Source organism: Agaribacterium sp. ZY112, assembly GCF_041346925.1.
In the GTDB taxonomy this organism is placed as follows: Bacteria; Pseudomonadota; Gammaproteobacteria; order Pseudomonadales; family Cellvibrionaceae; genus Agaribacterium.
In genome coordinates, this window is sequence record NZ_CP166840.1 from 2,852,921 (window position 1) to 2,879,354 (window position 26,434).

25 protein-coding genes are annotated in these 26,434 nt (G+C 45.0%); 18 read left to right on the forward strand and 7 right to left on the reverse strand.

The window, feature by feature from the left end; genetic code table 11:
- The first annotated feature begins 31 nt into the window (after positions 1 to 31).
- From AB1S55_RS12385 to pepN, 6 genes are read left to right on the forward strand one after another with little or no spacing between them, the layout of a single operon-like run.
- On the forward strand, positions 32 to 1,168 hold the full coding sequence (locus AB1S55_RS12385; RefSeq protein ID WP_370978492.1) for a cyclic nucleotide-binding domain-containing protein: 1,137 nt from the start codon (positions 32 to 34) through the stop codon (positions 1,166 to 1,168).
- Positions 1,169 to 1,199: 31 nt separating this feature from the next.
- Positions 1,200 to 2,087: an NAD(+) kinase gene (locus AB1S55_RS12390; protein WP_370978493.1), complete on the forward strand. Its 888-nt coding sequence runs from the start codon at positions 1,200 to 1,202 to the stop codon at positions 2,085 to 2,087.
- A gap of 2 nt (positions 2,088 to 2,089) precedes the next feature.
- Positions 2,090 to 3,079, forward strand: a complete 990-nt coding sequence (locus AB1S55_RS12395; protein ID WP_370978494.1) for a metallophosphoesterase — start codon at positions 2,090 to 2,092, stop codon at positions 3,077 to 3,079.
- A 3-nt stretch (positions 3,080 to 3,082) separates the two neighbouring features.
- Positions 3,083 to 3,943 (forward strand): rhomboid family intramembrane serine protease, encoded by an 861-nt coding sequence (locus AB1S55_RS12400; RefSeq protein WP_370978495.1) that lies wholly within the window; start codon positions 3,083 to 3,085, stop codon positions 3,941 to 3,943.
- Entirely contained in the window at positions 3,933 to 4,178 is a 246-nt protein-coding gene (locus AB1S55_RS12405) for a YeaC family protein (RefSeq protein WP_370978496.1), read from the forward strand. The genes AB1S55_RS12400 and AB1S55_RS12405 overlap by 11 nt, the downstream gene beginning before the upstream one ends.
- A 1-nt stretch (position 4,179) precedes the next feature.
- A complete protein-coding gene (gene pepN / locus AB1S55_RS12410) occupies positions 4,180 to 6,849 on the forward strand; it encodes an aminopeptidase N (protein WP_370978497.1) in 2,670 nt (889 codons plus the stop codon).
- Between the two features lie 107 nt (positions 6,850 to 6,956).
- Here pepN and AB1S55_RS12415 read toward each other — a convergent pair whose 3' ends face one another.
- From AB1S55_RS12415 to AB1S55_RS12425, 3 genes are all read right to left on the reverse strand, one after another.
- On the reverse strand, positions 6,957 to 7,364 hold the full coding sequence (locus AB1S55_RS12415; RefSeq protein WP_370978498.1) for a hypothetical protein: 408 nt from the start codon (positions 7,362 to 7,364) through the stop codon (positions 6,957 to 6,959).
- Positions 7,364 to 7,972 carry a transcriptional repressor LexA gene (gene lexA / locus AB1S55_RS12420; RefSeq protein WP_370978499.1) on the reverse strand — a complete coding sequence of 203 codons (609 nt, stop codon included), beginning with the start codon at positions 7,970 to 7,972 and terminating at the stop codon, positions 7,364 to 7,366. Before lexA ends, AB1S55_RS12415 begins: the two co-directional genes overlap by 1 nt.
- Positions 7,973 to 8,109: 137 nt before the next feature.
- Entirely contained in the window at positions 8,110 to 8,421 is a 312-nt protein-coding gene (locus tag AB1S55_RS12425) for a DUF6763 family protein (protein WP_370978500.1), read from the reverse strand.
- A gap of 530 nt (positions 8,422 to 8,951) precedes the next feature.
- Here AB1S55_RS12425 and nagZ point away from each other — a divergent pair.
- From nagZ to AB1S55_RS12440, 3 genes are read left to right on the forward strand one after another with little or no spacing between them, the layout of a single operon-like run.
- Positions 8,952 to 9,980: a beta-N-acetylhexosaminidase gene (gene nagZ / locus AB1S55_RS12430; RefSeq protein WP_370978501.1), complete on the forward strand. Its 1,029-nt coding sequence runs from the start codon at positions 8,952 to 8,954 to the stop codon at positions 9,978 to 9,980.
- 38 nt (positions 9,981 to 10,018) lie between these two features.
- A complete protein-coding gene (locus AB1S55_RS12435) occupies positions 10,019 to 11,149 on the forward strand; it encodes a mechanosensitive ion channel family protein (RefSeq protein WP_370981592.1) in 1,131 nt (376 codons plus the stop codon).
- Positions 11,146 to 11,904, forward strand: a complete 759-nt coding sequence (locus AB1S55_RS12440) for an S-methyl-5'-thioinosine phosphorylase (protein ID WP_370978502.1) — start codon at positions 11,146 to 11,148, stop codon at positions 11,902 to 11,904. Before AB1S55_RS12435 ends, AB1S55_RS12440 begins: the two co-directional genes overlap by 4 nt.
- A 16-nt stretch (positions 11,905 to 11,920) precedes the next feature.
- Here the strand turns inward: AB1S55_RS12440 and AB1S55_RS12445 are convergent, their stop codons facing one another.
- Both AB1S55_RS12445 and mfd read right to left on the reverse strand, forming a co-directional pair.
- On the reverse strand, positions 11,921 to 12,925 hold the full coding sequence (locus AB1S55_RS12445) for a CsiV family protein (RefSeq protein ID WP_370978503.1): 1,005 nt from the start codon (positions 12,923 to 12,925) through the stop codon (positions 11,921 to 11,923).
- A 2-nt stretch (positions 12,926 to 12,927) separates the two neighbouring features.
- Positions 12,928 to 16,389 (reverse strand): transcription-repair coupling factor, encoded by a 3,462-nt coding sequence (gene mfd, locus AB1S55_RS12450; RefSeq protein ID WP_370978504.1) that lies wholly within the window; start codon positions 16,387 to 16,389, stop codon positions 12,928 to 12,930.
- Between the two features lie 407 nt (positions 16,390 to 16,796).
- On the opposite strand from mfd, the gene AB1S55_RS12455 reads away from it, so the two are divergent.
- From AB1S55_RS12455 to sthA, 9 genes are read left to right on the forward strand one after another with little or no spacing between them, the layout of a single operon-like run.
- Positions 16,797 to 18,134: a Na(+)-translocating NADH-quinone reductase subunit A gene (locus AB1S55_RS12455; RefSeq protein WP_370978505.1), complete on the forward strand. Its 1,338-nt coding sequence runs from the start codon at positions 16,797 to 16,799 to the stop codon at positions 18,132 to 18,134.
- A gap of 2 nt (positions 18,135 to 18,136) precedes the next feature.
- Positions 18,137 to 19,345, forward strand: a complete 1,209-nt coding sequence (locus AB1S55_RS12460; RefSeq protein ID WP_370978506.1) for an NADH:ubiquinone reductase (Na(+)-transporting) subunit B — start codon at positions 18,137 to 18,139, stop codon at positions 19,343 to 19,345.
- Positions 19,338 to 20,114, forward strand: coding sequence for a Na(+)-translocating NADH-quinone reductase subunit C (locus AB1S55_RS12465; protein ID WP_370978507.1), 777 nt, complete (start codon positions 19,338 to 19,340; stop codon positions 20,112 to 20,114). Before AB1S55_RS12460 ends, AB1S55_RS12465 begins: the two co-directional genes overlap by 8 nt.
- 3 nt (positions 20,115 to 20,117) lie before the next feature.
- Complete coding sequence (locus AB1S55_RS12470; RefSeq protein WP_370978508.1) at positions 20,118 to 20,762, forward strand: NADH:ubiquinone reductase (Na(+)-transporting) subunit D; 645 nt, start codon at positions 20,118 to 20,120, stop codon at positions 20,760 to 20,762.
- On the forward strand, positions 20,763 to 21,371 hold the full coding sequence (nqrE, locus tag AB1S55_RS12475) for an NADH:ubiquinone reductase (Na(+)-transporting) subunit E (protein WP_370978509.1): 609 nt from the start codon (positions 20,763 to 20,765) through the stop codon (positions 21,369 to 21,371). It begins immediately after the preceding gene.
- 14 nt (positions 21,372 to 21,385) lie between these two features.
- A complete protein-coding gene (gene nqrF / locus AB1S55_RS12480; RefSeq protein ID WP_370981593.1) occupies positions 21,386 to 22,609 on the forward strand; it encodes an NADH:ubiquinone reductase (Na(+)-transporting) subunit F in 1,224 nt (407 codons plus the stop codon).
- Position 22,610: 1 nt separating this feature from the next.
- Entirely contained in the window at positions 22,611 to 23,657 is a 1,047-nt protein-coding gene (locus tag AB1S55_RS12485) for an FAD:protein FMN transferase (protein WP_370978510.1), read from the forward strand.
- A complete protein-coding gene (nqrM, locus tag AB1S55_RS12490; RefSeq protein WP_370978511.1) occupies positions 23,654 to 23,896 on the forward strand; it encodes a (Na+)-NQR maturation NqrM in 243 nt (80 codons plus the stop codon). The genes AB1S55_RS12485 and nqrM overlap by 4 nt, the downstream gene beginning before the upstream one ends.
- Before the next feature lie 31 nt (positions 23,897 to 23,927).
- Entirely contained in the window at positions 23,928 to 25,331 is a 1,404-nt protein-coding gene (gene sthA / locus AB1S55_RS12495) for a Si-specific NAD(P)(+) transhydrogenase (RefSeq protein ID WP_370978512.1), read from the forward strand.
- Between the two features lie 40 nt (positions 25,332 to 25,371).
- On the opposite strand, the gene AB1S55_RS12500 is transcribed toward sthA, so the two are convergent.
- Both AB1S55_RS12500 and AB1S55_RS12505 read right to left on the reverse strand, forming a co-directional pair.
- Positions 25,372 to 25,677, reverse strand: a complete 306-nt coding sequence (locus tag AB1S55_RS12500) for an isoamylase early set domain-containing protein (protein ID WP_370978513.1) — start codon at positions 25,675 to 25,677, stop codon at positions 25,372 to 25,374.
- A gap of 159 nt (positions 25,678 to 25,836) precedes the next feature.
- Positions 25,837 to 26,286, reverse strand: coding sequence for an NUDIX domain-containing protein (locus AB1S55_RS12505; protein ID WP_370978514.1), 450 nt, complete (start codon positions 26,284 to 26,286; stop codon positions 25,837 to 25,839).
- Positions 26,287 to 26,434: the final 148 nt, after the last annotated feature.

The window sequence follows — 26,434 nt, forward strand, 5'->3', positions numbered from 1 at the left end:
GATTATAGGCCTGCTTCATAAAGGAATTTTTATGGCTTTTGTTAATAATATTGTAGATCCGCTATCGCCACCAGTGCGTGCAGCACTTAATAGCGCAGGGGCTTTGCTGCCACTTAAATCATTGCGCTATGGCCATCTTGAAGAGTTATTTAAGCTTGCGCGTGTTGATTACTTACTGCCCCAGCAAGCTGTGTTTGATACGGAACAAGGGCAGGCCGATAGCATTTATTTGTTAAGTGGTACGGCTCTTGTTATTGATGCTGATGGGTTTGAAAAAAACGTCGGCGAGCAGCCATTACTAGAGCCCTTGGGGCATCATCAACATAATTTACAACGCGTTGTTGCTCAAACGGATGTGTGTGTTTTACGTTTACCGAATGAGGCTTTGCAGCAGCATTTGGCTCGCAGCCAGCTCACCGACTATATGCTGAGTGAGCCTGACTTACTGCAGAGTTTTGATGGTGATGTAGAACTTATTAGTACGATTTTGAGTTCCAACCTTTTTTATAAAGTTCCACCCATTAATGCTAATTGCATAATCGGCAAGTTGCAGCTGAAAAAAGTAGCTGCGGGTGAGCGTGTGATACAGCAGGGTGATGAAGGTGGGGGCTGCTATTTTATAAAGTCTGGTGAGGCTCAGGTTCTGCGAAGTAGTGAAGATGCAAAAGCTGAGCAAGTCGTAGCCAGTATTTCCGCTGGGCGTTGTTTTGGTGAGGATGCGCTTATTGATAAGCGCCCCAGAAATGCCAGTGTTCAATTTATCAGTGAGGGTGAGCTGTTTTATTTGGATAAGCAGGCTTTTTTAAGTTTATTCGAACGGGTTGAGGCTCCAGAAGTGGCTTGGCCTGCTTCTCAAACTGACGCTTTAAAATACGTATTGGTTGATGTTCGCAGCGACGCTGAATACAGCTTGGGTCATTTGCCGAAGGCGGCTAATTTGCCTTTAAGTGTCATGGCAATGAAAAAGCGCTTACTAAATAAACAGCAGGCCTACCTATTTTATTGCGAAAGTGGGGTAAGGAGTGGTGCTGCGGCACACTTTCTCTCTCAACAAGGCTACAATGTGGCTGCGTTACAGGGCGGGCTGCGCCATCAAACTGATATTCCGAGTTTGCAGGCGGGTTCTTGTTATGTGTTGCGCGAGGGGCGTGCAGTCGAAACGGACTAGCAGTGCTAGAGATGAGAATAATGGATAAGCAATGAGTCACTTTTCACATATTGGATTACTTGGGCGTCGAGATAGCGAATCGACCAAGTACTCCCTTAATCGATTAATCGATTTCCTAAGTAAGCGTGACGTTCAGATGTATTTGGACGAGGAAACGTCACTTGAAATGCCTGAGTGTAAGCTCCCTATTAAAAGCCGTGGTGAATTAGCCAAAGTATGCGATCTAGTTATTGTGGTTGGAGGTGATGGCAGTTTGTTGGCGGCCGCACGTGCCTTTGCCGGGCACAATGTGAAAATACTAGGTATTAATCGTGGTCGTTTGGGCTTCTTAACGGATATCAGCCCTGAAGAGATTGAGTATAAAGTGGGCGAAGTACTTGAAGGTGCCTACGAGCATGAGAAACGCTTTTTACTTGAGCTTGGTGTACAGCGTAACAATGCCACTATTGCCCATGGTTGCGGCTTAAATGATGTGGTATTGCATCCGGGCAAGTTTATTCGCATGATTGAATTTGAACTGTTTATTGATGATGAGTTTGTCTGTCGTCAGCGCTCAGACGGTTTGATTGTTTCGACCCCTACAGGTTCGACAGCTTACGCACTTAGTGGCGGCGGGCCGATTATGCATCCAAGTCTCGATGCCATTGCGATTGTGCCAATGAATCCACATACCTTGAGCAGTCGTCCGATTGTGGTTAATGCCCAAAGCAAAATTCGTATCTTTATTAGTTACAGCAATCATTTGAGCCCTCATGTTACCTGCGATGGCCAAACACATGTTGTGACTGAGGTTGGGGATGTTGTTGAAATTCAAAAATCTGAACGAAGCTTAAGCTTGATCCACCCTAAAGATCATAACTTTTTTGAAACCTGCCGAAGTAAGCTCGGTTGGGCAAGCCAGCGAGGTAATCACGACTGAGCATGAGCATGGCCATTTTTGAGCAGGGTGGACTTGAAGGTGTTGATATTATCGGCGATGTGCACGGTTGTGCATTAACACTTGAGAGGCTGCTGCTTAAGTTAGATTATCGCTGTGAAGATGGGGTGTGGTTTCACCCGCGCCGCAGGGCGGTTTTTCTTGGGGATGTGATTGATAGGGGGCCACGCATTCGAGAGGCGCTCAATATAGTTCGCGCTATGGTCGATAATGGCCAAGCTGAATGCATACTTGGGAATCATGAATTTAATGCTGTTGCTTATACCACGGTGGTTGAGTCGCACAGTGACCCTCGTTTTATGCGCAGCCATGACAAGCGCAATAACCGTTTGATTCAAGAAACCTTAATTCAATTTGCTCCCTACCCTGAAGAGTGGCGTAGTTATTTAAGTTGGTTTCTGACCAGACCCTTGTTCCTCGACTGTGGCCATTTCCGAGCGGTACATGCTTGTTGGCATGATGAGAGTGTCGCTCATACTCAGAGGGCGACAGGGCGCAAAGAAGTCGTGTTGGCAGATATTTTTGGGCAGCTAGTTAATGGCGATCGTGAGTTATTAAAAAGCATGGATTGCTTAACTCGAGGCACGAGCTTGAAGTACCCCGATGATCGTTATGTCGTTAGCCGTGACGGCATCAAACGGACTATTTTTCGTACGAAATTTTGGGCCAATGAGCCGAAAACCTATCAGGATGTTATTTTTCAGCCAGACCCTTTGCCTGATGACTTGATCGATAGGCCCTTGAGCCGTGAAGAAAGAGCGGCATTAGTCAGTTACCCCGCAACAGAAGTGCCCTTATTTTTTGGGCATTATTGGTTGCAGGGTGGACCTCATGTGCAAGCGGATAACTTGGCGTGTTTAGACTACAGCGCTGTAAAATATGGGCGTTTAGTGGCTTATCGTTTTGATGGTGAAGCAAACTTGAGTAATGATAAATTCCAATGGATTTATGTGAATCCAGAGGTGCAAGAGTAAGCCATGGCATGGTTTGAATATCGGCGTTTTCCTGCCGAGCAGGATTTGGCTTTAGTCAGCGCCTTATTGCATCAGCGGCGTGTTGCTCATCGTTTTACTGAAGAGGGCAATGAGCAAGTACTTTGGCTGAACGAGCAAGAGCACGTGCCTGCGCTTGACGAGTTCTTTTCAGCATGGCTGAAGGGCGACATTAAAATAGAGCGCGCTCAAGCGGAAACACCTCATAATCACCGAGCAACGAGCTTGCTTCCTTCTTTAGATTTAGCGGCTCTTATGCGTTTACCGCTGACCACGGGTTTTATTATTCTGGGGTGTTTAGGCTATTTCTTTGTTGATGTCTTACAAAGTCGCGCTTTTTTTTCAGCCTTAGCCTTTGCTCCTTTGCACTCGATCGAACAAAGTCATGAGTACTGGCGTGTAGTCTCACCCGCTTTTTTTCATTTTAGTCCTGTGCACATCATTATGAATGCGATGTGGCTATGGGTGTTGGGTCAGAAGATTGAGCCTGCCTTAGCTAAATCGAATTACTTGTTGCTTTTTTTAGTGACGGCTATTTCGGGCAATGTTTTGCAGTATCAGTTAGTTCAAAGTATTTATTTTGGAGGCTTATCTGGGGTGGTATATGGCTACCTTGGTTTTATAGCGGTGGCCTATTGGTTATTTGGGCGACGTGAGGTCATGGTGCAGCCAGGTATTATTATTTTTTCTGTTGTATTTATGGCTTTGGGTTTTTGGGGCGCCTTGGATTGGCTGAGCGATGGCGGCATTGCAAATTGGGCGCACCTAGGTGGCTTTATCTCAGGTTGTTTATACGCAGTGGTTTATTACAGTATTTTTAGACAGGGCAGTAAGCATGTTAAATGAAGAATTTTTACAAGCGCTTGATGTGGATATTATTGAGCGCTTTAAGCGTGCGGTTGAGCTAGGTAAGTGGCCTGATGGTAAAGCTCTGAGCTCTGAGCAGCGTGAAACCTGTATGCAGGCGATTATTATCTTTGAACATCGTCACTTAAATGAAGACGAGCGTACGGGCTATATCCCCCCCAAAGAAGATCCTTGTGGCCCTAAGGATGACATAGAAGAGATAAAGTGGACTTAGTATGCAAAACTCTGAACCCCAAAAAATTTATTTAAAAGACTATTGCCAGCCAAGTTACTGGATCGTAAAAACAGATCTCAACTTTGATATTCAAGATACTTATGTGGATGTAAGCAGTAAATTACAACTGCGTAAAAATCATACGGTTAATAATGATCGTTTATTCTTGCACGGTGGTGAACTTGAACTACTGGGTGTGGCCTTAGATGGGCAGCACTTAGATGAAACGGCTTATCATTGTGATAAAGAAGGTTTGACCTTATCAGGTTTAGCTAATGAGCATTTATTAGAAATTACCACTCGTATTTATCCGGCCAAAAACACCTCACTAGAAGGTTTGTATCAAAGCCGCTTAATGCTCTGTACTCAGTGCGAAGCAGAAGGTTTCAGAAACATTACTTATTACCTTGATCGACCCGATGTAATGAGTGAGTTTAGTGTTCGTATCGAAGCAGATAAGCAGACTTGTCCTGTGCTTTTATCTAACGGTAATGAGCTTGAACGAGGTGAGCTTGAAGCAGGTCGCCATTTTGTAAGCTGGCATGACCCTCATTTAAAACCTTGTTATTTATTTGCCTTAGTTGCAGGCCGTTTGAGTTATGTTGATGATCTTTTCACGACGAATTCAGGTCGCGATGTGCTCTTGCGATTATTTGTTGAAGATAAAGATTTAGATAAGTGTCAGTACGCTTTAGATAGCCTTAAAAATGCAATGGCTTGGGATGAGCGTGTTTACGGTCGAGAGTACGATCTTGATATTTACATGATTGTTGCTGTTGATGATTTTAATATGGGGGCGATGGAGAATAAGGGCCTCAATATTTTTAATACCTCTTGCGTGCTTGCGAAGAAAGAAACCACGACTGATGCTGAGTTTCAGCGTGTCGAGGCGGTTGTTGCTCACGAGTATTTTCATAACTGGTCTGGTAATCGTGTTACTTGTCGTGACTGGTTTCAGTTAAGTCTAAAAGAAGGTTTTACCGTATTTCGTGATGCCGAGTTCTCTGCTGACATGGGCTCACGAACAGTTAAACGTGTTGAAGATGTTAGCTTGTTAAGGTCTTTGCAGTTTGCTGAAGACGGTGGGCCAATGGCGCATGCGGTGCAACCTGACTCGTTTATTGAAATTTCGAATTTCTACACCCTGACCATTTATGAAAAGGGCGCTGAAATTGTGCGCATGATTTATAACTTATTGGGTGCCGAGAAATTTCGCTTAGGGTCGGATTTGTATTTTTCGCGCCACGATGGTCAGGCGGTGACAATTGAAGACTTTGTTGCGGTTATGAGCGAGGTAAGTGGTCGTGACTTTACTCAGTTTATGCGTTGGTATAAGCAAGCAGCCACACCTGAATTAAGTGTTAGTGCTAGCTATGACGAGCAGCAGCGTACTTATAGTTTGAATTTTAAGCAGAGCTGTCGCGTCACTGCTGAGTGTGAGTATAAAAAACCATTCTTGATCCCTGTTGATATCAGCTTATTGGGTGAGGCAGGCAAGTTGGCTCTTAACGTTGATGGCCTCACGAATACTGAGTCGGAAGACAATACTAAGCTCATGCTTGAGATAGACCAAGCTGAACAAACGATTGTGTTTAATGATGTTTGCGAGCAGCCCGTGCCTAGTTTATTACGAGGTTTTAGTGCGCCAGTTAAGTTAAGTTTTGCTTATAGCGAAGACGATCTCTTGCGTATTATGGCGCATGAAGACGATGGTTTCTGTCGTTGGGACGCTACTCAGCAGTTCTTGCTGCAAGAAATTAACGCCATTCGGGCGACATTTAAGGCGGGCAATAAACCCAGTTTAAATCCTCGTTTACTTGAGTTGTACACGTCTCTTCTTGCCGATCAAGATCAAGATTTGTCCTTGCTTGCGTTGATGCTGACCTTACCTAATGAAAAATATTTAGCCGAACTGGATACCCAGGTTGATGTTGATGCCATACATCAGGCTCGATCTTGGCTTGAGCTAGAGTTAGCTAAGGCACTTCAGCCTGAGTTTTTAGCGTGTTATCAACGTTTAAACGAACTTGCTCATGAGCCTTATTCGGCAGATGCGCAAGGTGTTGCTAATCGCAGTTTAAAAAATAAGGCCTTACATTATCTGGCTTTAGATGGCTCAACCCTGGGCTTGTCTCTAGCTGAAGAACAGTTCCATGCGGCCAGCAATATGACTGACGAGCTAGCTGCTTTTCGTGCGATAGTTCACTGTATGGAAGTGGACAATACTACTAGGCGGGAGCGCGCTCTTGTTTCTTTCTATGAGAAATGGAAAGACGAGGCTCTGGTTGTGAATCACTGGTTTTCAGTGCAAGCCAGTGTTGCCGCTGCATCAACTTTAGATGATGTTAAGGCTTTGTTTAAGCACGAGGCCTTTGATTCCTTAAACCCAAATAAGCTTCGCTCTTTAGTGGGTGTTTTTTGTAATGCTAATACTTGGTGTTTTCATGCGAAAAACGGAGAGGCTTATCGTTTCCTTGCTGATGAAATATTGCGTTTGAATAAAGCAAATCCACAAATTGCTTCACGTTTATTAACACCGCTGACTCAATGGCGACGTTATGATGGTGTGCGCCAAGCTCTGATGAAAGAACAGCTTGAGCGTATTCAGGCAGAGCCAAGCTTGTCTAAAGACGTATTTGAGGTTGTTAGTAAAACACTTGCTGATAAGTAAGGTTTGGCTTTTAGCTTGCAACTCGTAATAAGTTGCAAGCTAAACGAATAAAAAAAGCCGTATGAACATACTCTATGCGGCTTTTTTATTATTGAGAGAAAACTCGGTTATGACGTGCTTGGCTGTTGAATGAGTAGTGCTCGAGCATTACCGCTATAGCACGCTTGCTCTAGATGGCTTCGCTCTTGGCGATGAATACGGCAGTTTTTATCGTCAAAGAAGGCAACAACAAAAGCAGATGTGCCTGTATTGAGTGTTTCCCACATCATCCAAAGGTTCTCAGCATCATCTTTGCTTCGCATTAATCGCAATGTTCTTTGATTAAAGCCATAAGCATCAAGCTCGGTTTTGCTTGGCAGTTTAGAACCAATCCATGTTAGCCAGCGATTGCCTGATTGATGGCTTAAATGGGCAAGCATGGGCATGGTGAGCTCGGCCGTTGTTTCTTGCCAAGCGGGTACGATAAGCTCACTGAGGCCTGGCTCAGATAGCTGGCTGTGTTGTCGGGCTAACATTAGTGCAGTCCTCGGCGAATGACGCCAACGCTTAAACCTTCAATCGCAAAGTTGGCGTCGCGCAAGTCGACTTTAATCACTTCAAAGTCTTGGTTTTCCGGCCAAAGTTCAACGACTGAATTGTTGCCTTCACGGCGGAAGCGTTTCACCGTGACTTCATCTTCTATTCTAGCGACAACAATTTGCCCGTTTCGAGCCTGATCGGTGCTGTGAACTGCAAGTAAGTCACCATCAAAAATACCTGCGTCTTTCATGCTCATTCCATGAATCGTCAGAAGGTAGTCGGCTTGAGGGTGGAAGAGGCCTTCAGCGATTTGTACATGCTCTTCGATATTCTGTTCAGCTAGGATTGGGTTGCCTGCTGCAACACGACCAACTAGAGGGATGCCAGTGTGGTGATCTGGTAGGCGAATACCTCGGCTAGCTCCTGGCACCATCTCAATCACCCCTTTTCGTGCGAGTGCTTTTAGGTGCTCTTCGGCAGCATTGGCCGAGCGAAAGCCAAACACTTGTGCAATTTCGGCACGAGTAGGCGGGTAACCTGTATCGTCTATATGGGACTTAATAAGGTCGAATATTTGTTGTTGGCGAGCCGTTAACTTGGTCATATAGCCTTGCTTCCTGTCACACTGTTGTTTTATACAGTCAAACTGATTATATACAGTGTTTTATACAGTGCAATAGCCTGAGTGAAAAAAGTTCATCTCACTCAGGGCTGTTACTGAAGCTAAGGCCTTAGTTTGCCTTAAAAAGGGTCGTCGTAACCTGTAAAGCTGTCGGGCTCAATTGATTCCAGTGGGTTTGCGTATAAATAATGGCTATCGCCATTGTCAGCAAAGGGGGATACGCCTTCTAAACTTGAATAGGCTTCTTCTGGCGCATCGGTCTCAATCGCGCTAAGGCTGCCCCAGGATTCAATGTCGAATTCGCTGATATCGCCATCAAAGTATTGGATTTCAATCGTGCGTTGCTTTTCATCAATGGCAACAACTTCAAAACGTTGTTGTGTTTCTTGGTCTCGATACCAAGTCCCAACTAAGGGGTAGTAGGATGCCATATGCATGCCTCCATAACGTCATTGTGCTTGGCCAAGATGGCCGTTAGCTAATAAACGAAGGCTGGTCGAGTTGTGTTGGCTTCCGATCCGAATCCCTTGAGTTAAATTACTCCTGTTTTGTGTTTAAGCTCTCAATTTGTCAGAGCTATGGTTGTCAAGGGTACAGCTGTTTTCGTCTTGCCTTCGATTTAAAATTACCACTGTTTTAAGCGCGTTGCAGCAATAAATAAAGCACTTGCAGGCGGAGTGTTTAGGTGCTTGATGTTAAGCAAAATCGGCTAAGTTATTGAATTTGTATGCCTATTTTTAACACTGTTGGCATGAGCGTTGATTTTTTAAAAGTAAAAACGATAATTCGTTGTAATATAAGAGGAAATTCGTCTAATAAGCTCTTGTTCTAATACCTGCTTGTGGCACTTGGTAAGCAGGCTGCTCCAGATTTAGTCAATGTTAATGTAATAGACCGCGCTCTTTGGAGCAGGCTAACAAGCTGATCAATGGCTGTTGTTTGATTTCACTAGGATGTATATATGACTAAGCCAGGCCCGCTGATTGCGGATTTAGCCGGTATTGAGCTCGATGAGGTTGATCGGGATGTGCTTCGCCACCCACGACTAGGGGGGCTTATTCTTTTCTCTCGCAACTATGAATCTAAGCAACAGCTTAGGGATTTGGTTCGCTGTATCCGCGAGGTCCGTGAGGATTTGTTAGTTTGCGTTGATCATGAGGGAGGCCGTGTCCAGCGCTTTCGAGAGGGCTTTACGCACTTGCCACCTATGCATTGCTTGGCTGAGCGTTTTATCGCCAATCAAGAGCAGGCTTTGCTTGAGGCTAAGGCGCTTGGCCATGTTATGGCAGCCGAGCTATGCGATGTAGGGCTCGATTTTAGTTTTGCACCGGTACTGGACTTGGCCGATTTACAAAGCCAAGTTATCGGCGACAGAGCCTTTTCTGGTGATGCCGAGCATGTAACGGCTTTGGCAAAAAAGTTTATTGAAGGTATGCACAGTGCGGGTATGAAAGCGACCGCAAAGCATTTTCCTGGGCATGGAGGGGTGATAGAGGATAGTCACCTTGAGCTACCTATTGATAAGCGCTCGTTTGAGCTTATTGAGCAAACCGATTTACAGCCTTTTAAGCAGCTTAGCAGGCATTATGATGCTGTGATGACGGCACACATTCAGTTCCCAGAGCTGGACGAAGAGCCTGTTAGTTATTCTCGCTTTTGGATACAAAAGGTATTACGTGAACAGTTAGGCTTTGACGGTTTAGTTTTTAGTGATGACTTAAGCATGAAAGGTGCTGAAGGCCATGCCAGTGATCAATCTGATACTTATGATGTGCGTGTTAGCAAGGCAATTAATGCAGGCTGTGACGTGGTTCTTATATGCAACCAGCGCCAAGGTGCCGAGCAAGCTCTAGAATATATGGAAGCATGTGATATAGGTGATCTTGGTCTATTGGATAAAATGCGTAAATCACCGACGCAATTGCCTGGGGCATCGGTGCTTAAGGCCGATGAGCTTGACCTTGTCGAACATTTAATTTCAAAACTGTAGTTAATTTAGGGGGCTTTGTGGAAAGCGTTTATCAGAACATGGTTGCTCGTATGGCCGAACTTGTTGGTGCGAATAACTCGTGGATTATTGAATCCTTTGTTGTGGTTTTTTTGACACTATTAAGTGCTTACGTCGCTTCTAAATTATTAAAAACTGCATCTACAAAAGCGCTAAAAACTAAAACGGTCTGGGATGACGCTTTGTTTTTTAGCTTGCAGCGGCCCTTAAAGTGGTTAATTTGGGTGTTTGGTTTAAGCGCCGCTGGTGATATTGCTGCCAGCCAAAGCGACTCCATTGTTTTGAACTCGATTGGATCATTAAGGTATGTGTTATCTGTTTTGATTGTGAATTGGTTTTTATTGACCTTTATTCGCAAGGCTGAAAAAAACTTTGCTAATCCTGAGTTTTGCTTTCAGCCAGTTGATGAAACTACGGCATCGGCAATAGGTAAGCTGCTACGTGTATCGGTGATGATTACTTCGACGCTTATCTTGCTACAGTATTTTAAGGTCGAGATACGCGGAATATTGGCCTTTGGTGGGATAGGGGGCATTGCTGTTGGTTTTGCTGCCAAAGATCTGTTGGCCAACTTTTTTGGTGGTTTAATGATTTATTTAGATCGACCATTTAGGGTGGGGGATTGGGTGCGTTCACCGGATAAAGATATTGAGGGTACCGTTGAAAATATTGGCTGGCGCTTAACCCGTATTCGCACCTTTGATAAACGACCTCTTTATGTGCCGAATGCAACCTTTACTCAAATCTCTGTTGAAAACCCTTCGCGTATGACTAATCGACGAATAAAAGAGTTTATTGGCATTCGTTATGATGATGCCGCCCAAATGGCTGCTATTGTCGAGCAAGTTAAAATCATGCTTAAACAGCACGAGGCTATTGATCACACAACAACGTTGATTGTTAATTTTGATGCCTTTTCGAGCTCTTCGTTAGATTTTATGATTTATTGTTTTACTAAAACAACGAATTGGGTTGAGTTTCATGAACATAAGCAGGATGTATTGTTAAAGGTTTTAAATATTATTGAGGCTAATGGTGCCGAGTGTGCATTTCCGACACGTACTGTGCACCTTTCTTCTGAACCTATTGAGCTTTCTGAGGCTAAACCATCATTAAATAAAAATATAGGTGTAGGAGATTTGCCAGCATGACTTTGGCGGTTATCGGTGGTTCGGGGCTTTATGATTTAGCAAGCACTGCTGAACATGGGCATACATTCACCAATGCAAAAACCTTAACGGTTGCTACGCCTTATGGTGATGTAAAGGTAAAGCAAGGTAAGTTCGCTGGGCGCGAGCTTAATTTTTTGTGTCGTCATGGGGCGTCGCACAATGTGCCACCTCATCGTATTAACTACAGAGCTAATATCTACGCGCTTAAACAATTGGGGGTTACTCATATACTTGCGAGTAATGCCGTCGGTGGCATTGCAAGGTTTGCAGCGCCTTTGACTTTAGTGCTGCCTGATCAGTTGATAGATTACAGTTGGGGTAGGCAGCATACTTTTTTTGATGAGTTTAATCATACTCTGAGTCATATCGATTTTACGCAGCCTTTTGATCAACCCATACGTGAAGCTGTATTAAAGGCTGCAAAAGGCGAGAAGTTACTTGTTCATGACGGGGGCTGTTATGCGTGTGTTCAGGGGCCTCGCTTAGAGACGGCAGCCGAGATTAGACGTTTAAAAAATGATGGCTGTGATCTTGTAGGTATGACATTGATGCCTGAGGCTGGGCTTGCACGTGAGCAGGGTTTGGCTTATGCCTCATTGTGCTTAAGTGTTAATTGGGCCGCAGGTTTGTATGAGGAGCAGCTTTGCATCGAAGAAATAGAAAAAACAATGCAGGCAGCGGTTGTTAAATTTAAACAATTACTACCTGCATTTATTTCTGCTTTAAATCTTTAGTGCTGTTGGGCGCCTTTTAATTACTCAACTCACTGTTGTTTTCTGTTTGATCTCGTTCGCTAAATAATTCATATGGCGTGATATGAATAAGCATGCCTAGGCGAGGGTGGTCTATATAGTGTGTTTCGGCGCTGCGCATTCGGCGCTTTTGGCGAAGCGTGATTATGTTGTTTAGCACATAGGGGCTTTCACTCATGCTCTCTAGGGTATGCAGTTGCTTTCCATTGGCTGATCTGGAGCCGCTACTAAGCTCTAGGTCGTTGAGTTGAAAAGGGTCGTTTTCAGCGGGTTTGTTTATATCGTTGAGTGTGCTGTTAATCGACAGAGACTCTAAATTGATATTTTTATAGCTAGCCTCATTATTTGTATCAGTGCTATCAAGTTCAGTATGAGCCACTTTTCTTATTGGCCTTGTGGGAAGCGAAGGCCAATAAGTATGCTCTTGGCCGTAATTTAAACTAAAGTCACTACGCCATAAATCTGTTTCAAGATGAAGGTAGCGGTGTACGCTGATTTCTATATGGCCTTCTAGTTCATAATGGCCATCGAACATGGCTCCGCCTGTTATCAGTACGGCGTTGCTGCTTTGCTTGTCTGTAACGGGTTGGCGCCACGCCTCATGAAATAGAACCTTGTAAGAGCCTCGATTTAGTTTGGCCGCTTCTTTGTTTAATTGTCTTAGTTCTTTCTCTAGTACTTTATATGGGGCATCTGTGTTATTTGTATCAACAGGCTCATTATTGGTTGATGTCTCTTGAGTTAAGGCCGTTTGCTCCAGCTCATCGCTTGGCCTTTGTTTTATATCGTCTGTTATGAGTACTTCAGTGTTAAGCGGATAATGCAAAACCAAATTGTTGGGCCATTGCTCATCGGTATTGCTTTGGATTCGTTCAAAAACAATCATTTCAACCTGATATAAGCCTTCATGCTGATTATCCTGGGCTTGAGTAAGCGCACTGATGCTGCTTGCTATAACAGCGCTTATAAGTGTTGTGTGAAAATGATTTAAAATACGCTTCATGCTTAACTGGCCTTGCTTAAGGTCTCTAATAACGTGTTGACGGTTTTAATGCGTTTGTCTGCATTATCGCTGGCAATCATAAATTGTAATTGGTTTGCGCCGACAAGTTTGTAATTTTGTGGCTGTGTTTGAACCAGTTTTACAATTGCTAGTGGGTCGACTTGTGTTTCGGCAGAGAATTCAATTTTTCCGCCTCGGGCATTACCCTCAATGCGACTTATGCCGAGCTTATCACTGGCTAGTCGTAAACGGCTAACCCGGAAGAGGTTTTTAAGTGGCTCAGGCAATAAACCAAAACGATCGATCATTTCAACTTGCAGCTGCTCAAGTGCTTGCTCATCGCTGGCCGAACTTAAGCGTTTGTAAAGCTGCAGGCGAAGACTGACGTCGGGCAGGTAGTCTTCTGGTATCAAAGCAGGAATGCGTAAGTTGATTTCTGCATTGAGCTGGATGGGTTTCTCGAGGTCGATTTTCTCGCCTTTTTTAATGGCTTTAACTGCTCGATCGAGCATATCCATATAGAGCGTAAAACCCACGGCGTGCATTTGCCCACTTTGACCATCACCTAAGAGCTCACCAGCACCTCGGATTTCAAGGTCGTGAGAGGCAAGGGTGAAGCCTGCGCCCAAGTCTTGAGCTTCCTCTATTGCCTCAAGTCGCTTTACTGCATCGGTGCTTAATGCGCGCTTATTGGGGCTGAGTAAATAAGCGTAGGCTTGGTGGTGGGAGCGGCCAACACGGCCACGTAATTGGTGAAGCTGGGCCAAGCCAAATTTATCAGCTCTGTCGATAATAATGGTATTGGCAGAGGGTACATCGATACCCGTTTCAATAATGGTGGTACACACAAGGATATTAAAACGCTTGTGGTAAAAATCACTCATAACCGCTTCGAGTTCGCGTTCGCGCATTTGCCCGTGGCCAATTTCTATACGTGCATCTGGTACGAGCTCGGCAAGGTCTTTGGCTGTTTTTTCTATGCTCTTCACTTCGTTGTGAAGGTAATACACCTGACCGCCACGCATGATTTCACGAGTAATGGCTTCTTTAATTAAACCGTTGTCGTGTTCGCGAACAAAGGTTTTTACAGACAGACGTTTTGCTGGTGGTGTCGCGATAATGCTTAAATCGCGAATGCCACCCATAGCCATGTTCAATGTTCGTGGAATAGGGGTGGCGGTTAAGTTGAGAATATCAACTTCCGTGCGCACCGATTTAAGAGCTTCTTTTTGTTTGACGCCAAAGCGGTGCTCTTCATCGATAATCACAAGCCCAAGTCTATCGAAATTAATGTCTCCCATAATTAGCTTATGGGTACCAATGACAATATCAACTTGACCGTTTTCTATGCGTTTGATGACCTCGTTACTTTCTTTACCGCTTTTAAAACGGGAAATAACTTCCACATTGACCGGCCAATTGGCGAAGCGGTCTTTGAAATTATCAAAATGCTGTTGGGCAAGCAGTGTGGTTGGCACTAGTACCGCTACTTGCTTGTTGTTTTGTACGGCAATAAAAGCTGCGCGCATGGCGACTTCGGTTTTACCAAAACCGACATCGCCACAAACGAGTCTATCCATAGGTTGAGGACTGAGCATATCGGCTCTTACTGCTGCAATGGCAGCTTCTTGATCGGGTGTTTCTTCAAATGAAAATTCAGTTGAAAAACGCTCGTAATCACCAGGCTCTAAGCGGTGACTGAATCCCTTGCGCGCTTTACGCAGGGCGTATATATGTAAAAGCTCAGCTGCGACATCGTTGATTTGTTCTGCCGCTTTTTTCTTGGCTTTGCTCCATGTTTCTGTGCCTAGTTTATGCAGAGGCGCGATGGCTTCATCAGCAGCGCTGTAGCGGCTGATTAGGTGTAGATCAGCAACCGGTACATAGAGTTTGGCTTCGTTGGCGTACTCAAGGGTTAAATACTCTTCTGCTTGGCTATCAACGCTGATGGTTTCTAAGCCTCGATAACGCCCAACTCCGTGCTCAATATGCACAACAGCTGCGCCTAGCTTTAATTCGGTTAGGTTTTTGACTATGTTGTCGCTGTCGTCTTGTTCTTTACGGCGTCGTCGGCTCTGTTTGACTCGGCCGCTAAATAGCGCATTCTCATTGATGATAATAAAATCATCATGGCTGCTATTGATGCCATCACTTAAGTCGGCAACGGTAATGGCAATGGTGCTTGTTGATGCTAAAAAAGCGCAAATGCTATCTAGCTCATCCGCTTCTACATCAATTTTGGCCAGCTGTTCTTTAATGACTTCGCGGCGACCTTCACTCTCAGCACATAGTAAAACGCGTTTATTGGTTTCAGTTAAAAAATGTTCGAGACGGTGTAGGGGGTTGCTGGCTTGGCTGTCGATGGCAAGCTTCGGCATAGCGCTACGAGCAAAGTCAAAGTGGCCGGCCTTGTTTTCAGGGCTTTTGTCTTCATCAATAATAATGCGTGTATGGCGCTTTAATTGTGAGAAGCACTCATTAATAGGTAGATATATTTCTTCCGGTGGAAGTACGGGGCGCTGAACATCGCCGCGGCGGCTTTCGTAGCGCTCGCTAACATCACGCCAGTGATCTTCAAATGCTTTATCGGTGCCGTTAAAGCTATAGATTTGCGTATTTGTGGGTAAGTAGTCGAATAGACTGGCCAGCTTTTCAAAAAATAAAGCGCTGTAATATTCTATTCCCGCTGCAGGCACACCATCTGTAATATCTTGAAAGACGGAGCATTGGCGGTGGTCTACATCAAAGTGATTAAACCAGTTGTCTTTAAAGGTACTTATGCCTTCTTTGTCGAGCGGGCACTCTCGCCCAGGAAGTAACTCAATTTTTTCTACTTGCTCGGCACTGCGTTGGCTTTCTGGGTCGAATTTTCGGAGGCTATCGATTTCATCATCAAAAAATTCTATGCGAAACGCTTCATCTGCGCCCATGGGGAAAATATCAACAAGCGATCCACGTACGGCAAATTCACCGTGTTGAAAAACTGTGTCGACTCTTAAATAGCCTGCTTCTACAAGGCTTTGGCAAAAGGGTTCGCGTTTAACTATCTGGCCTTTGCGAACACGTAGTGATTTGGCTTTTAAGTAGCTGGTAGGCACCAGTCTTTGCAGTAGGGTTTGTGCTGAGACAATGACGCAGTTGTTCTCACTAAAGCAGAGTTCGTAAAGGCAGCGCAGGCGATCAGAAATAATATCCTGATGCGGGCTGAAGTTGTCGTAGGGTAGGGTTTCCCAGTCAGGAAATTGCTGCAACAAGGGTTTATGTTCAGCGCCCTGTAGCATGCTTTCTAGCTCATTGTGTAAACGGTCGGCAATCAGCATAGAGGGGCAAACAATGAGAGCATTATGTTTTTGCTGACTTAGTGCCTTGCTGATAACGAGCGCAGCGCTACTGAGATTCAGGTTGTGCCAGTAATGGCGCTGTTGAGCTGGAGGAAGTTCGGGGGCTGTGTGAAGTGCTTTCATTGGCCTCGGGCCTTGATTGATCAGGCCGCAATTGTAACGTTGGCAAGAGCAATTAGCCAAAGCTCCTTGATAACTTTGTGCAATAAATTTATGCCTTGTGTGGGGGGATGAAAATGATGAAATAAAAGCTTAGCATTACTGGTGTTACTTCTTTGTCATCCCTATAATGTGCGCGGCTTTTTGCGTGTGTAAGGCGGATGTAGGATGTTTCGTCTAAAATTAGCGCAATTCGCTTGGTTTGTGAGCGGTTTTTCGGTCTGTTAAACCGGTTTAATTTTGAAGTGGCTCAGATTAATGATTGAAAGTTTGTTTTCTGTGCTTAATGAGTGCGATCAGCAGCTGTTCAATCCTTAATCTGAGCTTCTTTCACATTCCATAATATAAATAACTTTTTAGGCTGAGACGATATGATTACAATCCGTCGCGGATTGGATCTGCCTATCTCTGGTGCGCCAACGCAAACCATTGAAGATGGGCCGACCATTCGTTCTGTTGCCGTAATAGGGTTTGACTACCATGGCATGAAACCAACTATGAACGTTCAAGTTGGTGACAAGGTCAAGGTAGGACAAGTTCTTTTTACGGACAAGAAAACCGAAGGCGTGAAATACACTTCACCTGCCGCAGGTACCGTTGCCGCTATTAACCGTGGTGAGCGCCGTGTATTTGAAAGCATCGTAATCGATGTGGATGGCGAGGATGCCGAGAGCTTTGCAAGCTATGATGCCGCTGCGTTATCAAGCTTGGAGAGAGACAAAGTTGTTAGCAACCTTGTCGATTCCGGTCTTTGGACTGCAATTCGTACTCGTCCTTTCAGTAAGGTTCCAGCTGTTGATGCTGTGCCTGCTAATGTCTTTGTTTCAGCCTTGGATACCAATCCTTTGGCTGCTGATGCAGCGTTAGTTATTGCTGAAAAAGCGGATGCTTTTAGCAACGGTTTGAGCGTGCTTTCACGTTTGACTGACGGTAAGGTATTTGTTGCTCACGCTCCGGGTAAGGCGCCTTCGGCTCCTGCTGGTGTCGAGCTGACTGCTTTTGCGGGCAAGCATCCTGCCGGAAATGTCGGTACTCAAATGCATTTTCTTGCCCCAGTTAGTGAAGCTAAGGTGAACTGGTCTGTTGGTTACCAAGATGTCATTGCTATGGGTGAGCTATTCACTACCGGCCAACTAAATGTTGATCGTGTTGTGTCTTTGGCTGGCCCTCAAGTTGAAAAACCTCGTTTGCTTCGTACCCGAGTTGGTGCGAGCCTTGACACTTTATGTGCAGGTGAGTTGAAAGCTGGTGAAAACCGTGTCATTAGTGGCTCTGTTTTTGGTGGTTCAACTGCATCAGGTACCACTGCATATCTAGGTCGTTACGCAAACCAAGTGACTGTGCTGGAAGAGGGTAACGAACGCCCAATGCTGCACTATTTCACTTTAGGTTTGAATCGCTTCTCTGTGATGCCTATCTACCTAAGCCGTTTATTGGGTGGTAAGAAATTTAACTTTACTACTTCGGCAATGGGTTCAGAGCGTGCAATGGTGCCGGTAGGCGCATATGAGCGTGTGATGCCTCTCGATATTCTTCCAACTCAATTGCTTCGCGCAATTATTGTTGGTGATACCGAAACTGCGCAGCAGCTTGGCTGCTTGGAGCTCGATGAAGAAGATTTAGCACTGTGCACTTATGTTTGCCCTGGCAAGTATGAGTACGGTCCTCTTCTTCGCGATAACCTGACGACGATCGAGAAGGAGGGTTAATTGTGAAGTTCTTACGAAATACCTTTGACAAAATGGAGCCGCACTTCCTTAAAGGCGGTAAGTTGGAAAGCTGGTATGCGCTTTACGAAGCGATTGATACAGGTTTATTCCAGCCAAACGATAAAACCCTAGCTAATGCTCATGTGCGCGATGGTATCGACCTTAAGCGTATTATGATTACGGTTTGGGCTTGTACTTTCCCTGCGATGCTTTGGGGCATGTACAACCTTGGTTTCCAAAGTAATACCATTCTTGCAGAAATGGGCGCTACCGGCATTGAAGGTTGGCGCGGAAGCTTAATTGGCCTTTTGGCTGGTCATGACCCTGCGAGTATTTGGGATAACTTTGTTTACGGAGCTGCATTCTTCCTTCCTATCTATATGACCGTCTTTATTGTTGGTGGTTTTTGGGAAGTGCTGTTTGCCATGAAACGTGGTCATGAAGTAAACGAAGGTTTCTTTGTAACCTCTATCCTGTTTGCTCTTATCTGCCCTCCAAGTATTCCTTTGTGGCAAGCCGCTTTGGGTATTAGCTTTGGTGTGGTGATTGGTAAGGAAGTTTTTGGTGGTACTGGTAAAAACTTCTTAAACCCAGCATTAACCGGCCGAGCGTTCTTGTTCTTTGCTTATCCTGCTTCTATGAGTGGCGATACTGTATGGACGGGTGTTGATGGTTATACCGGCGCAACAGCACTATCTGTTGCTGCTCAGCAAGGTATGGACGCGCTTCAGCAGCAAATGACTTGGATGGATGCCTTTGTAGGTAACATGCATGGCTCTATTGGTGAGGTAAGTGCTCTGGCGATCTTTATTGGTGGTGCCGCGTTGATGGTAATGGGCATTGCTTCGTTCCGTATTATTGCCGGTGTTGCAATTGGCACTACTGTGACCGCCGTGCTTTACAGCGCATTAGCTAGCCCCGACAGCACGAACCTGATGTTCGACATGCCGTTTTACTGGCACTTTGTTATTGGTGGTTGGGCTTTTGGTGCCATCTTCATGGCAACAGATCCTGTATCAGCGTCAATGACCAATGCTGGTAAGTGGTGGTTTGGTGGCCTTATCGGCTTTATGGTGGTGACGATTCGTGTCGTAAACCCAGCCTTCCCAGAAGGTATGATGCTGGCCATTTTGTTTGCCAATATTTTTGCCCCACTGATCGACCACTTTGTTGTGAAGTCGAACATTAAGAGGAGATTGGCTCGTGGCTAATAACGATACTATTAAGAAAACGGTCATCGTTACACTCGCTTTGTGTATCGTTTGTTCCATCATTGTTTCGGCTGCATCTGTAGCTTTGAAACCAATGCAAGAAGCTAATAAGCAGCTTGATTACAACCGCAATATCCTTATGGCTGCTGGCCTATATAAAGAAGGTGAGTCGGTTGCTAAGCAGTTTGAGCAAGTTGAAAGTCGTATTGTTGATCTGCGTACTGGTAAGTATAGCTCTGACCTTGATGGCCAGGCTTACGATCAGCGCAAGGCGGCGAAAGATCCCAAGCTTTCTGTTGCTTTGAATAAGAAAGAAGACATCGCTGGTATTAAGCGTGAAGAGTTTTATGCTCAGGTGTTTTTGGTTAATGATGCTAAGGGTAATTTAGACAAAATCATCTTGCCTATTCGCGGTTATGGTTTGTGGTCAACTCTTTATGGCTTTCTTGCTTTAGAGAAAGATTTGCAAACGGTTGTGGGTATTGGTTACTACGAGCATGGTGAAACACCAGGTTTGGGTGGTGAGGTTGATAACCCTAACTGGAAAGCTTTGTGGCCTGGTAAGCAAGTTTTTGCTGCCGACGGTTCGGTTGCTCTTGAAGTGATTAAAGGTCAGGTTGGCCCAAACACTCCTCGTGCTGAATCTAAAATTGACGGCTTAAGTGGTGCAACCTTAACCACCAATGGCGTTGATAACATGATCAAGTTCTGGCTCGGCGAGCAGGGCTATGGGTCTTTCATTACTAACTTGAAAGCAGGGGAGGCCTAAGTCATGAAAGCAAAAGAACTTTTGTTTAAGCCTATTCTGGACAACAACCCGATTGCTTTGCAGATTCTGGGTATTTGTTCTGCATTGGCAGTAACCACAAGCTTAAGCGTAACCTTGGTTATGTGTATTGCTTTGACCTCGGTAACTGCTTTTTCAAACTTGTTTGTATCGTTAATTCGCAAACACATTCCAAGCAACATTCGTATTATCTGTCAGATGACGGTTATTGCCTCTTTGGTAATTCTGGTCGATCAGGTTTTGAAGGCCGTTGCTTACGACATCAGCAAGCAGTTATCGGTATTTGTTGGTTTGATTATTACTAACTGTATCGTAATGGGGCGTGCCGAAGCCTTTGCTATGAAAAACCCTCCAGGCGCTAGCTTTTTGGATGGTATTGGTAACGGTCTTGGCTATTCAGCTCTGTTGATTATTCTTGCGGTTCTGCGTGAGTTATTTGGTGCAGGTAAGTTGATGGGCGTTCAAATTATGCCTGACGGTTACGTCACCAACGGCATTATGTTGATCGCACCTAGTGCCTTCTTCCTAATTGGCTTGTTGATTTGGGCTTTACGTCAGTACAAGACCGATCAAGTTGAAGAGCCTGACTTCAAAATTGCGCCAAATACTAAAAAAGCGAGGGCCCACTAAATGGAAGCCTTATTAAGTATCTTTGTTGAATCCATATTCATCAAGAATATGGCGCTGGCCTTCTTCTTGGGCATGTGTACCTTTTTGGCAATTTCGAAAAAAATCGATGCTGCGCTTGGTTTGGGTATTGCGGTTGTGGTTGTACTTGGTATCACAGTACCGGTTAACAACTTGCTTTATACCTACTTGCTTAAAGATGGTGCCTTAGCTTGGGCTGGTTTACCTGAAGTAGACCTTAGCTTCCTTGGTTTGATTTGTTATATCGGTGTTATTGCGGCACTGGTTCAAATCATGGAAATGGTGCTGGATAAATATTTCCCTGCTTTATACAACGCCTTGGGTGTATTCCTGCCGCTAATCACTGTGAACTGCGCTATTTTAGGTGGAGCTTTGTTAATGGTGCAACGCGAGTACAACTTTGCTGAAAGTGTCTCTTTCGGTTTGGGGTCAGGTGTAGGCTGGGCGCTTGCGATTACTGCATTGGCAGCGATTCGTGAAAAAATGAAATATAGCGATGTTCCAGCAGGCCTACAGGGCTTGGGCATCACCTTTATCACCGTTGGTTTGATGTCGTTGGGCTTTCAGTCCTTCGGCGGCATCAGCCTTTAATCGAGGAATACTAAATCATGACTGAGATTATCTTAGGTGTCGTCATGTTCACGGTCATCGTCCTCGTATTGGTGGCGGTGATCTTGTCTGCACGATCAAAGCTTGTTAACAGTGGTGCGATCACCATCGATGTTAATGGCGAAAAAACGCTAACAGTTCCGGCTGGTGGCAAACTTATGCAAACGCTTGCAGCGGCTGATATTTTCTTGCCGTCGGCATGTGGCGGCGGCGGTAGCTGTCAGCAGTGTCACTGTAAGGTGCTTGACGGTGGTGGCTCTATGCTGCCAACCGAAAAAGCAGCTTTTAACAAGCGTGAAGAAAAAGAAGGCTGGCGTTTAAGTTGTCAGGTGCCTGTTAAGCAAAGCATGAAGGTGGAAGTGCCTGAAGAGGTCTTTGGTGTTAAACAATGGGAATGTACCGTTGAGTCTAACCCGAACGTTGCCACCTTCATTAAAGAGTTAACCTTAAAGTTACCTGAAGGCGAGAACGTAGATTTCCGCGCTGGTGGTTATGTTCAGCTTGAGCGTCCTGCGAGTCACGTTAAATACAGTGACTTCGATATTCAAGATGAATACCGTGGTGATTGGGAGCACTTTGGCTTCTTTAAGTACGAGTCAGTAACGACTGAGCCGGTTATCCGTGCTTATTCCATGGCGAACTACCCAGAAGAAAAAGGTTTGGTTAAATTCAACATTCGTGTTGCAACGCCACCACCTCGTTCTGAAGGTATTCCGCCAGGTTTGATGTCTTCATGGGTATTCAGCTTGAAGCCAGGTGATAAAGTGACTGTATTTGGTCCATTTGGTGAGTTCTTCGCTAAAGACACTGATGCGGAAATGGTCTTTGTTGGTGGTGGTGCTGGTATGGCGCCTATGCGTTCACATATCTTTGATCAGCTTAAGCGATTGAAGAGCAAGCGTAAGATGAGCTTCTGGTATGGTGCTCGTTCTATGCGTGAGATGTTCTATCAAGACGAATACGACATGCTTGCCAATGAGAACGATAACTTCGAATGGCATGTTGCGTTGAGTGATCCTCAGCCAGAAGATAACTGGACGGGTTATACGGGCTTCATTCACAACGTCTTGCTTGAGAATTACCTAAAAGATCATCCGGCGCCAGAAGATTGTGAGTTCTACATGTGTGGACCTCCAATGATGAATGCCGCTGTTATCCAGATGCTCAAAGACCTCGGTGTTGAGGACGAGAACATCATGCTTGACGACTTCGGTGGTTAAGATGGGATTTAGCGTATCTTCGCTACAAAAAGGGCTGGTTTTACCAGCCCTTTTTTGTTGTGTTATTGGTCTTCTTGCTTGCTCTGAGCAGCCTGAGTTTGAATTGTGGCAGTTGCAAGGCCAGACCATGGGGACGACTTATCACGCTAAATTAGTGGTAAAACCTGAGGTGGATCTTGAGCAAGAACAATTGCAGCAGCAGCTTGATGCTTTGCTTGTTGAAATAAATCAGAGCATGTCGACCTATATTTCTGACTCTGAGTTAAGTCGTTTTAATCGTGCGGCTGTTGGTGAGCCTTTTACCGTAAGTACTGGTTTGTGTGAGGTGCTTAGCGATGCCGGTGAAATTTACCATTCTAGCAATAGGGCTTTTGATCCAACTGTTGGCCCTTTGGTTAATTTATGGGGGTTTGGGCCTGAGGATAGGTCGGCAGTTCCAAGTGCGGCTGAGCGTCAGAGTGCAATGAATCAGATAGGCTTTGATGCTTTGGGTATCCATTGCGATGAGTCCTATATTCTTAAAAACAAAGCACTTTATGTTGACCTAAGTGCCATTGCCAAAGGTTGGGCTGTTGATAAACTGGCGCAGCACTTTGATTCGCTTGGTTTGGTCGATTACATGGTTGAAATAGGTGGAGAGCTACGCTTGTCGGGCGTCAACGGTCGTTCAAGCAACTGGCGAATTGCCGTAGAAAAGCCGATTCTTGGCCAGGGTTCGGCCGCGCAAGTACTGTCTTTAACTGATGTTGCGGTAGCAACTTCGGGTGATTATCGAAACTATATCGAACGTGATGGTGAGCGCTTCTCACATACCTTGAATCCACAAACGGGTATGCCAATAACGCATAAGCTGGCTTCGGTGACGGTTGTAACTGAAACGTGTTCGAAGGCGGATGCCTGGGCAACAGCGCTAAATGTTATTGGTCCTGATGCCGGTTTTGAGCTGGCAGAGAAAGAAGGGCTTGCGGCCTATTTTATAGTACGTGAAGGTGACGACTTTGGCGTAAGATACACCCAAGCGTTTGAGCAATATATGGTGAAACTATGACCACATTTATTTTGGCTTTTGTTGTTCTACTGGTTATCGTTTGTGCGATGGCGGTAGGTGTTATTTTTGCAAACAAACCCATTAAGGGTTCGTGCGGTGGTATGTCGGCTTTAGGCATGGAAACAGAGTGCGATGTTTGTGGCGGTGACAAAGTGAAGTGCGAGAAAGAAACAGATAAATTAAAAGCAGAGAAGTCAAAGGTTGAGAGCAGTAAAACTGACTTCTACGAAGCAAAATAACATGTAAAGTCGTTTAAAGGATAAAGGGTGTATGACGGATTTTAATTACGACGTACTGATTATTGGTGCGGGGCCTACTGGCGAGGCTGCGGCAATGGCGGCAGCTAAGAGTGAGTTGCAGGTTGCAGTTGTTGATGCAGGAGACTTGTTAGGGGGGAATTGCACCCATCGAGGTACGATTCCTTCTAAATCATTGCGCCAAGCTGTAAAGAATGTGATTAAATTTCGCTCGACCCCCTTGTTCCGACGCTTAACACCTCGACCTAGTTTTACCTATCCCCAGCTTAGGGATGCTGCTATGCAGGTTATTCCTAAACAGGTGGAGATGCATTCGAATTACTTAAACAAGAACCGCATTACCTATTATGCGGGTTGGGCTGAGTTTGTTTCTGAGCATGAGCTTCGCATTAGTCTTGAGGGTGGTGTGACTGAGACAGTTCGAGCTAAGAATATTATTATTTCTACAGGCTCAAGACCTTATCGCCCAGAAGCTGTTGACTTCAGTCATGCACGTATTTACGACAGTGATAGCGTGTTGGATATGGATCACACACCTAGAACCTTGATTATTTATGGGGCGGGTGTGATCGGTTGTGAATACGCCTCCATCTTTGCAGGGCTTGGGGTTAAGGTCGATCTAATTAATTCTAGGGAGCGTCTATTAAGCTTTCTAGATGATGAGATTTCTGATGCACTTAGCTATCAATTACGCGATCACGGAGTAATGGTTCGGCACAACGAAGAGTTTGCCGCCTGTAAGGCCTATGAAAACGGTGTTGAGCTTACTTTAAAAAGTGGCAAGCATATCAAGGCGGATGCCTTACTTTGGTGTAATGGGCGCTCGGGCAATACGGCTAGTTTAAAGTTGGATGCCATCGGTCTTGAGGCCGACCACCGAGGGCAGGTGTCGGTTAATCGCTCTTATCAAACTCAAGTTAGCAACGTTTATGCAGCTGGTGATGTGATTGGTTGGCCTAGCTTAGCTAGTGCTAGTTACGACCAAGGCCGCGCTATTATTGATGTTATTGTGGGGCGTGATGCGCGTTTTATTGAAGATGCGCCCACGGGTATTTATACGCTGCCAGAAATTAGCTCAATTGGTAAAACGGAAGCTGAATTAACTGCTGCAAAGATTCCATACGAAGTCGGGCGTGCGTTTTTTAAAGATACTGCTCGTGGACAGATCAGTGGGGAAGATGAGGGGATGCTTAAGATTTTATTCCACTCACAAAGCTTGGAGATTTTAGGGATACACTGCTTTGGTGCTGAGGCATCGGAAATTATTCATATTGGTCAGGCTATTATGAATCAGCAGGGAGAGGCGAATACCGTTGAGTATTTTGTCAATACAACCTTTAACTACCCAACGATGGCTGAGGCTTACCGCATTGCGGCATTAAATGGTTTAAATCGGATATACCGAAATGTAGATTAAAAAAAACCGGCTAAAAGCCGGTTTTTTTTATGGCTGCGCTTTAAACAATAACAACGCTGTTTTCTACCCCGAGTTCATTGGGTATGTATTTGTCGGCATCGTAATCATTTTCCCAGCGCTCGCCATCGAGTACATAGCGATATTGGTATTCGCTGTCGGTATCTAGGTCGAGTGTGGTCGCGAGTGCGCCGTTCTTCTGCTTGCGTAGAACGTTGGATTCGTATTTCCAATCGTTAAAATCTCCAGCAAGATAGATCTTTTTAGCCGTCTGGGCGAGTTCAGGCGGGGCAACAAACTTTACTTTGCAGATCGGCTTGGTCTTTAGGTACTTTTTTTCAACACTCATGTAATGCTCTCCAGCAAACTTTAAAAGACTTGGAGTGGTAACGCAGAATCCATACCACGATGACGCAATTATAAAATACAAATTGTATTGAGTATGTGACATTCCGGCCAAAAGGCGTGGTCTTATGCGCCAAAATTTAGTTCCTATTACATTTGCTGCTTAAGTCGAGCTGAAAAGTGCATAAACCTGCTCAAGTGGAAAGTGCATGCCTTGGCGGTAGCGTTTAATTTCATTATTGACGATGGCGCTGCGGTGCATACTTTGTTGAGCTTCAATTTCTTTTTCGCTTAGCCAGCAAACTTCGCTAATGTCGCTATCTAGCTTTGCATGGGGATCTTCCCTAATTGCTGTAGCAACAAGACTTATTCGCAAGTAGGTGATGCCATTTGGTGCGTTTAGCTGGTTGATGCCCAATAGATAGGCGGGTTCAACGTGCCAGCGGGTTTCCTCTAGGCATTCACGAATAGCCGCTTCAATAATACTTTCGTTGTTTTCAACGTGACCTGCAGGTTGGTTTAACTTCAGTAGGCCGCCGCAGTGTTCTTTGACCATTAAGAATTTATCGTTCTTTTCGACAATGACTGCGACAGTAAGGTGGGGGCGAGACATAGGTGCTCCTGTATCCTTGTTTCTATAGCTATAGGGCTTGACTTAACCTTGGTGTAAAACCTGCTATAATTCCGCGCGCTTTATTTGGCCTCAAGGCCGACGCTCCGTTAATGAAACAGGTCCAGACTCATCGCACAACGAAGACGAG

What these genes read in the sequence shown, in the direction of transcription:
- AB1S55_RS12385 (WP_370978492.1), top strand. Translation starts at nt 32, where the DNA reads ATGGCTTTTGTTAATAATATTGTAGATCCGCTATCGCCACCAGTGCGT.
- AB1S55_RS12390 (WP_370978493.1), top strand. Translation starts at nt 1,200, where the DNA reads ATGAGTCACTTTTCACATATTGGATTACTTGGGCGTCGAGATAGCGAA.
- AB1S55_RS12395 (WP_370978494.1), top strand. Translation starts at nt 2,090, where the DNA reads ATGAGCATGGCCATTTTTGAGCAGGGTGGACTTGAAGGTGTTGATATT.
- AB1S55_RS12400 (WP_370978495.1), top strand. Translation starts at nt 3,083, where the DNA reads ATGGCATGGTTTGAATATCGGCGTTTTCCTGCCGAGCAGGATTTGGCT.
- AB1S55_RS12405 (WP_370978496.1), top strand. Translation starts at nt 3,933, where the DNA reads ATGTTAAATGAAGAATTTTTACAAGCGCTTGATGTGGATATTATTGAG.
- pepN (WP_370978497.1), top strand. Translation starts at nt 4,180, where the DNA reads ATGCAAAACTCTGAACCCCAAAAAATTTATTTAAAAGACTATTGCCAG.
- AB1S55_RS12415 (WP_370978498.1), bottom strand. Translation starts at nt 7,364, where the DNA reads ATGTTAGCCCGACAACACAGCCAGCTATCTGAGCCAGGCCTCAGTGAG.
- lexA (WP_370978499.1), bottom strand. Translation starts at nt 7,972, where the DNA reads ATGACCAAGTTAACGGCTCGCCAACAACAAATATTCGACCTTATTAAG.
- AB1S55_RS12425 (WP_370978500.1), bottom strand. Translation starts at nt 8,421, where the DNA reads ATGGCATCCTACTACCCCTTAGTTGGGACTTGGTATCGAGACCAAGAA.
- nagZ (WP_370978501.1), top strand. Translation starts at nt 8,952, where the DNA reads ATGACTAAGCCAGGCCCGCTGATTGCGGATTTAGCCGGTATTGAGCTC.
- AB1S55_RS12435 (WP_370981592.1), top strand. Translation starts at nt 10,019, where the DNA reads ATGGTTGCTCGTATGGCCGAACTTGTTGGTGCGAATAACTCGTGGATT.
- AB1S55_RS12440 (WP_370978502.1), top strand. Translation starts at nt 11,146, where the DNA reads ATGACTTTGGCGGTTATCGGTGGTTCGGGGCTTTATGATTTAGCAAGC.
- AB1S55_RS12445 (WP_370978503.1), bottom strand. Translation starts at nt 12,925, where the DNA reads ATGAAGCGTATTTTAAATCATTTTCACACAACACTTATAAGCGCTGTT.
- mfd (WP_370978504.1), bottom strand. Translation starts at nt 16,389, where the DNA reads ATGAAAGCACTTCACACAGCCCCCGAACTTCCTCCAGCTCAACAGCGC.
- AB1S55_RS12455 (WP_370978505.1), top strand. Translation starts at nt 16,797, where the DNA reads ATGATTACAATCCGTCGCGGATTGGATCTGCCTATCTCTGGTGCGCCA.
- AB1S55_RS12470 (WP_370978508.1), top strand. Translation starts at nt 20,118, where the DNA reads ATGAAAGCAAAAGAACTTTTGTTTAAGCCTATTCTGGACAACAACCCG.
- nqrE (WP_370978509.1), top strand. Translation starts at nt 20,763, where the DNA reads ATGGAAGCCTTATTAAGTATCTTTGTTGAATCCATATTCATCAAGAAT.
- AB1S55_RS12485 (WP_370978510.1), top strand. Translation starts at nt 22,611, where the DNA reads ATGGGATTTAGCGTATCTTCGCTACAAAAAGGGCTGGTTTTACCAGCC.
- nqrM (WP_370978511.1), top strand. Translation starts at nt 23,654, where the DNA reads ATGACCACATTTATTTTGGCTTTTGTTGTTCTACTGGTTATCGTTTGT.
- sthA (WP_370978512.1), top strand. Translation starts at nt 23,928, where the DNA reads ATGACGGATTTTAATTACGACGTACTGATTATTGGTGCGGGGCCTACT.
- AB1S55_RS12500 (WP_370978513.1), bottom strand. Translation starts at nt 25,677, where the DNA reads ATGAGTGTTGAAAAAAAGTACCTAAAGACCAAGCCGATCTGCAAAGTA.
- AB1S55_RS12505 (WP_370978514.1), bottom strand. Translation starts at nt 26,286, where the DNA reads ATGTCTCGCCCCCACCTTACTGTCGCAGTCATTGTCGAAAAGAACGAT.